Source organism: Melaminivora alkalimesophila (assembly GCF_000282995.1).
Taxonomy (GTDB): Bacteria; Pseudomonadota; Gammaproteobacteria; order Burkholderiales; family Burkholderiaceae_C; genus Melaminivora; species Melaminivora alkalimesophila.
In genome coordinates this window covers 1-4,468 of the sequence record NZ_ALEE01000420.1, presented here as the reverse complement: position 1 = coordinate 4,468, position 4,468 = coordinate 1, and the positions used below count along the sequence as shown (strand labels likewise).

At 68.6% G+C, this 4,468-nt stretch carries 6 protein-coding genes; all 6 read left to right on the top strand.

Annotated features, from left to right (window positions below; genetic code table 11):
- Positions 1-1,470 (top strand): tRNA uridine-5-carboxymethylaminomethyl(34) synthesis enzyme MnmG (gene mnmG / locus A612_RS08105; RefSeq protein WP_019374002.1); only part of this gene is annotated, 1,470 nt, incomplete at its 5' end.
- Positions 1,467-2,129 carry a 16S rRNA (guanine(527)-N(7))-methyltransferase RsmG gene (rsmG, locus tag A612_RS08100; protein ID WP_019374001.1) on the top strand — a complete coding sequence of 221 codons (663 nt, stop codon included), beginning with the start codon at positions 1,467-1,469 and terminating at the stop codon, positions 2,127-2,129. The genes mnmG and rsmG, both read left to right, overlap by 4 nt.
- Before the next feature lie 51 nt (positions 2,130-2,180).
- The gene (locus A612_RS08095; protein ID WP_019374000.1) at positions 2,181-2,795 is read left to right on the top strand and encodes a LysE family translocator; all 615 of its coding nucleotides are present in this window, start codon (positions 2,181-2,183) and stop codon (positions 2,793-2,795) included.
- Positions 2,796-2,826: 31 nt separating this feature from the next.
- Positions 2,827-3,597: a ParA family protein gene (locus A612_RS08090; RefSeq protein WP_019373999.1), complete on the top strand. Its 771-nt coding sequence runs from the start codon at positions 2,827-2,829 to the stop codon at positions 3,595-3,597.
- A gap of 46 nt (positions 3,598-3,643) precedes the next feature.
- A complete protein-coding gene (locus tag A612_RS08085) occupies positions 3,644-4,195 on the top strand; it encodes an RBBP9/YdeN family alpha/beta hydrolase (protein WP_019373998.1) in 552 nt (183 codons plus the stop codon).
- A gap of 11 nt (positions 4,196-4,206) precedes the next feature.
- A partial coding sequence (locus tag A612_RS08080) for a ParB N-terminal domain-containing protein (protein WP_158000169.1) occupies positions 4,207-4,468 on the top strand: 262 nt, incomplete at its 3' end.

Genomic DNA, 4,468 nt, shown 5'->3' with positions numbered 1-4,468 from the left:
GGCGACCCGCCGGCCGTGCGCCTGTCGGCGCGGCTGAAAGAGCTGCAGCTGCCGCAGGGCCGCCTGAAGACCGGCACGCCTCCGCGTCTGGACGGGCGCAGCATCGACTTCTCGCGCTGTGAGGAACAACCCGGCGACGGCATGCCGGGCGGCGTCAACCCCGACCGCCTGCCGGTGTTTAGCTTCATGGGCAGCGCCGCCATGCACCCCCGCCAGGTGTCGTGCTGGATCACGCACACCAACGCGCGCACGCACGAGATCATCAAGAGCGGCTTCGACCGCAGCCCCATGTTCACCGGCCGGATCGAAGGCGTCGGCCCGCGCTACTGCCCGAGCGTGGAAGACAAGATCCACCGCTTCGCCGACAAGCAAAGCCACCAGATCTTCCTGGAGCCCGAGGGCCTGGACACGCACGAGGTCTATCCCAACGGCATCTCCACCAGCCTGCCGTTCGACATCCAGCTGGCGCTGGTGCGTTCCATGCCGGGGTTGGAGAACGCCCACATCCTGCGGCCCGGCTACGCGATCGAGTACGACTATTTCGACCCACGCGCCCTCAAGAGCAGCTTCGAGACGCGCGCTATCGGTGGGCTGTTCTTCGCCGGTCAGATCAACGGCACCACCGGCTACGAGGAAGCGGCGGCGCAGGGACTGTTCGCCGGCCTGAACGCCGCGCTGCAGTGCCGCGAGATCCAGGGCCGGGCCGATGGCTTCGGCGGCGCCTGGGTGCCGGGGCGCGATGAGGCGTACCTGGGCGTGCTGGTGGACGACCTGGTCACGCGCGGCGTGACCGAGCCCTACCGCATGTTCACCAGCCGCGCCGAATACCGGCTGCAGCTGCGCGAGGACAATGCCGATATGCGCCTGACCGAGATCGGCCGCAAGCTCGGTCTGGTGGACGACGCGCGCTGGGACGCCTTCAGCCGCAAGCGCGACGCTGTTTCACGTGAAACAGAGCGGCTCAAGAACACCTGGGTCAATCCGCGCAACCTGCCGGAGCAGGAAGCGGTGCGCGTGCTCGGCAAGGCCATCGAGCACGAGTACAGCCTGTTCAGCCTGCTGCGCCGCCCCGAGGTGAGCTACCCCGCCCTCATGGGGCTGGACGGTGGCCGCTACGCCCATGCCGATGTTTCACGTGAAACACTGGGCGAGCTGGCGGACAGCGTGGTCGAGCAGGTGGAAATTGCCGCAAAGTATTCCGGCTACATCGACCGCCAGAAAGAAGAGGTGCAGCGCGCCGCGCACTATGAGCGCCTGCGGCTTCCCGAGGAGCTGGATTACATGCAGGTGCCGGCCCTGTCGATCGAGGTGCGCCAGACGCTGCAGAAGCACCGCCCCGAAACCCTGGGCCAGGCCTCGCGCATCTCGGGCGTGACGCCGGCCGCCATCTCGCTGCTGCTGGTGCATCTGAAGAAGGGTGGGTTCAAGGGCTTTGCGGGAAGCGGCACCGACGCGGAGGCCGCCGCGTGAGCGCGCTGGCGGAAACATTGCGCGCGGGGACGCAGGCGCTGGGCCTGGAGCTTTCCGAGGCGCAGCACCAGCAATTGCTCGACTACCTGGAGCTGCTGCAGAAGTGGAACCGGGTCTACAACCTCACGGCCGTGCGCGATCCGCAGGAGATGCTCACGCACCACCTGCTCGACAGCCTGGCGGCCGTGCCGCCCTTGCGGCGGCATCTGCAGACGCACCTCACCGCCACGGAGGAGGGCGACGCCCCGCGCCTGCTGGACGTGGGTTCCGGCGGCGGATTGCCGGGCGTGATGTTCGCCATCTGCTGCCCGGACATCGAGGTGCATTGCGTGGACACGGTCGCCAAGAAGGCCGCCTTCCTGCAGCAGGCAGCGGCTGCGTTGCGGTTGCCCCGGCTGCGCGGCATCCACGCGCGGGTGGAGACGCTCACCGGACCCTACGCGGTGGTGAGCTGCCGCGCCTTTGCCTCGCTGGCGGAATTCACGGCATGGTCGCGGGCCGCGCTGGCGCCGCAGGGCGTGTGGCTGGCCATGAAGGGCAAGCGCCCCCAGGAAGAGATCGACGCCCTGCCGGCGGCGGTCGAGGTGTTCCACGTGGAACACCTGACCGTCCCGGGCCTGGAGGCGGAACGTTGCATCGTCTGGATGCGCCCCGCCTGAGCGGCGCACGCGTACACTTGTCCGGTTCACACCCGAGGCCATCCTCCACCCATGTTCGGCATTGCTGACTACGGCGCCTTCGTGGCCGCCGTCATCCTGTTTCTGGCCATTCCCGGGCCCGGCAACCTGGCGCTCATCACCTCCACCGGCAAGGGCGGGGTGCGCGCGGGGCTGGCAGCGGCGGCCGGCCTGATCGCCGCCGACCAGGTGCTGATGTGGGCGGCCGTGGCCGGGGTGGCGGCGCTGCTGGCTGCCACGCCTGCCGCTTTCCATGCCGTGCAGTGGCTGGGTGCGGCCTACCTAGCGTGGCTGGGCTGGCGGATGCTCACGGCGCGGCCGGGCCAGGCGCCGGTGCTGCACATCGAGCCGCGCCACTATTTCCGCCAGGGCGCCGTCATCACGCTGCTCAATCCCAAGGCCATCGTGTTCTACATGGCCTTCTTCCCGCTGTTCGTCGATCCCGCCAGGCACCAGGGCCTGCTGACCTTCGGCGTCATGGCGGCAACCATCGCCGCGCTGACCCTGGCCTATTGCCTGGTGGTCGTGCTGCTCACCCACCACCTGGCCGAGCGCATGCGCGCCAGCCCGCGCATCGCGCAGCTGCTGGAGAAGGCGGCCGGCACCTTCCTCATCGCCTTCGGCGCCAAGCTGGCCGTCTCCGGCTGATGGGCTGCGGCACGGGCATCTTTCGCAACGCATGGCCAAGATTTTCTGCATCGCCAATCAGAAGGGCGGCGTCGGCAAGACCACCACCGCCGTCAACCTCGCCGCCGGCCTGGCAAAGATCGGCCAGCGCGTGCTGCTGGTGGACCTGGACCCGCAGGGCAACGCCACCATGGGCTCGGGCGTGGACAAGCGCGCGCTCGCGCACACGGTCTATGACGTGCTGCTGGGGGAGTGCGGGGTGGCCGAGGCGATGGCGACTTCGGAGGCCGGTGGCTACCAGGTCTTGGGCGCCAACCGCGAACTCTCCGGCGCGGAGGTGGAGCTGGTCGAGCTGGAGCAGCGCGAGAGGCGGCTGAAGACGGCGCTGTCCGCCGTGGAGGGGCAGTTCGATTTCGTGCTCATCGACTGCCCGCCGGCGCTGGGATTGCTGACGCTCAACGGCCTGTGCGCCGCGCACGGCGTGATCGTGCCCATGCAGTGCGAGTATTTTGCGCTGGAGGGGCTGACCGACCTGGTCAACACCATCAAGCAGGTGCACGCCAACCTGAACCCTCAACTCCAGATCATCGGCCTGCTGCGCGTCATGTTCGATCCGCGCATCACGCTGCAAAGCCAGGTCAGCGAGCAGCTCAAGGAGCACTTCGGCGACAAGGTCTTCGACACCGTCATCCCGCGCAACGTGCGGCTGGCGGAGGCGCCGAGCTACGGGCTACCGGGGGTGGTGTTCGATGCGAATGCGCGCGGCAGCCAGGCGTTCGTGGCGTTTGCGCGGGAGATGGTGGAGCGGGTAGGGCGGATGTGACATGCCCTGGCTGGTTGCTGTCCGGACGCAAATGGAATGACGAGACATGAATCCTGAGCAGATCCTTCTCCTGCCCGGCTGGTTGAATTCCACCGAAGGCCATTGGCAGACCGAATGGGAGCGGGCGCATGGCTACCGCCGTGTGGAGCAGCACGACTGGTTCACGCCCAGGCGCGGCGACTGGAGCGCGCGGCTGGAAGAAGTCATCATCGACACACCGGCCCCGGTGCTGCTGGTGGCACACAGCCTTGGTTGCATACTCACCGCCTGGTGGGCTGCACACTCCCGCAGTGCCCACCGGGTGCGCGGCGCCCTGCTGGTGGCGCCCGGAGACGTCGAGCAGGTCGAACTGTCGGCGCAGATTCCCGGCTGGGCGCCCATCGTGCGCCAGCCGCTGCCCTTTCCTGCCGTGCTCGTCGGCAGCCGCAACGATCCCTACTGCAGCTTCCAACGTGCCCAGGGGCTGGCATCCGACTGGGGTGCGCGCTTCGTCGATCTGGGCGAGCGCGGACACGTCAACGCCGAATCCGGCCTCGGCCTGTGGCCCGAGGGCCATGCATGGCTCGAATCGCTCATGCGCGACACAGACAAGGATTGAAGAAGACCACCATGGCGACCAAGAAACCCAAGGGCCTGGGCCGCGGCCTGGAGGCGCTGCTGGGCCCCAAGGTTCAGGAGCGGACCGATCCGGCCCCACCCGCTGCCGCCGAGGGGCCGCCCAGCACCCTGGCGCTGGGCCAGCTCGTGCCTGGCATCTACCAGCCGCGCACGCGCATGGACGAGGGCGCGCTGTACGAGCTCGCCGAGAGCATCCGTGCGCAGGGCATCATGCAGCCCATCCTGGTGCGCCGCCTCGCGGCGGGCGAGCACG

What these genes read in the sequence shown, in the direction of transcription:
- A612_RS08095 (WP_019374000.1), top strand. Translation starts at nt 2,181, where the DNA reads ATGTTCGGCATTGCTGACTACGGCGCCTTCGTGGCCGCCGTCATCCTG.
- A612_RS08090 (WP_019373999.1), top strand. Translation starts at nt 2,827, where the DNA reads ATGGCCAAGATTTTCTGCATCGCCAATCAGAAGGGCGGCGTCGGCAAG.
- A612_RS08085 (WP_019373998.1), top strand. Translation starts at nt 3,644, where the DNA reads ATGAATCCTGAGCAGATCCTTCTCCTGCCCGGCTGGTTGAATTCCACC.